This window comes from Flavobacterium sp. P3_A6 (assembly GCF_056403035.1).
In genome coordinates this window covers 1-555 of record NZ_JBFUGG010000082.1, presented here as the reverse complement: position 1 = coordinate 555, position 555 = coordinate 1, and the positions used below count along the sequence as shown (strand labels likewise).

Annotated in this window: 1 protein-coding gene; it reads right to left on the bottom strand. The window is 76.4% G+C overall.

Annotated features, from left to right (window positions below; translation table 11 throughout):
* A partial coding sequence (locus AC1DVP_RS21420; RefSeq protein WP_477185491.1) for a hypothetical protein occupies positions 1 to 555 on the bottom strand: 555 nt, incomplete at both ends.

Sequence of the window (555 nt, the reverse complement as noted above, 5' to 3'; positions counted from 1 at the left end):
CTCGGTGGTCAGCGTGACCAGCCCGTCGGCGTCGGCGGGGTGCTCGGCCCGGAAGTCGTCGGGCAGCCCGTCCAGCTGCTCGGGCGGGACCTTGACGCTGCGCACGCCGTCGCGGATGTTCCGCGAGAACTCCAGCCCGATCTCGGTGCACCGCTGCGCGAGAGCCCGCAGCCGGTCGCGGTCCTCGGGCGAGCGGTCGACGCCCGCGCGACGGAAGTCGCGGAGCACGTGCTCCCGGACCCGGGCCGCCCCGGGCTCGAGCCCGTCCGCCGACGTCGCCGCCAGCACCTGCCACAGCTCGTGGTCCAGCACGCGCTCTGTGCCCAGGTCCTCCGCCGCGCGCGCGTCGCCCGCTCGCCCGCGGACCGCGACCGGCCGCGGGCTCTCGCGCAGCCGTGCACCGAGATCGGGCTGGAGTTCTCGCGGAACATCCGCGCCGGCGTGCGCAGCGTCAAGGTCCCGCCCGAGCAGCTGGACGGGCTGCCCGACGACTTCCGGGCCGAGCACCCCGCCGACGCCGACGGGCTGGTCACGCTGACCACCGAGTACCCCGAC